This window comes from Enterococcus sp. 3H8_DIV0648 (genome assembly GCF_002140655.1).
Classification (GTDB): Bacteria; Bacillota; Bacilli; order Lactobacillales; family Enterococcaceae; genus Enterococcus_A; species Enterococcus_A hulanensis.
Genome location: NZ_NGLG01000002.1, coordinates 164,220 through 164,734 on the forward strand (window position 1 = coordinate 164,220; position 515 = coordinate 164,734).

Here is a 515-nt window from a genome sequence, read left to right on the forward strand (position 1 = left end):
GATAGTGATTCCGACAGCGACAGTGACTCAGATTCAGATAGCGATTCCGACGCCGATAAGGATTATGACCGATGGGTAGTTAGTCCTCCGACAGTCAACCCACTTGCTCCTGGTGATACGGTCATTTCAGGAAAAGTACCTAGTCAGAATATGGACTACGATCGAACATATACTGTGGATATTTATATCAATGGTCATTTAATAGTCAGTGGGATAGAAGTTGGTCCTGGTGGGGAATACTATTACGACTTAAATGATATTGCACGTGAATATGCGCGGATTACTGGACGAGCTCTTGAAGAAGGAGACGAAGTGACTGTAAAAGTTATCGGACATCAAGATGGGAAAGAGGATAAGGTAAGTCAGTCAAGCAGCATCATTGTTCAAAAAGATTCGGATAGCGATTCCGACAGCGATAGTGACTCAGATTCAGATAGTGATTCTGACAGCGACAGTGATTCGGACTCAGATAGTGATTCCGACAGCGACAGTGACTCAGATTCGGATAGTGATTC

1 pseudogene is annotated in these 515 nt (G+C 43.9%); it reads left to right on the forward strand.

What is annotated here, in order from left to right:
• A pseudogene (locus tag A5875_RS24180) lies at positions 1–515 on the forward strand (MSCRAMM family adhesin SdrF); the annotation flags it as partial.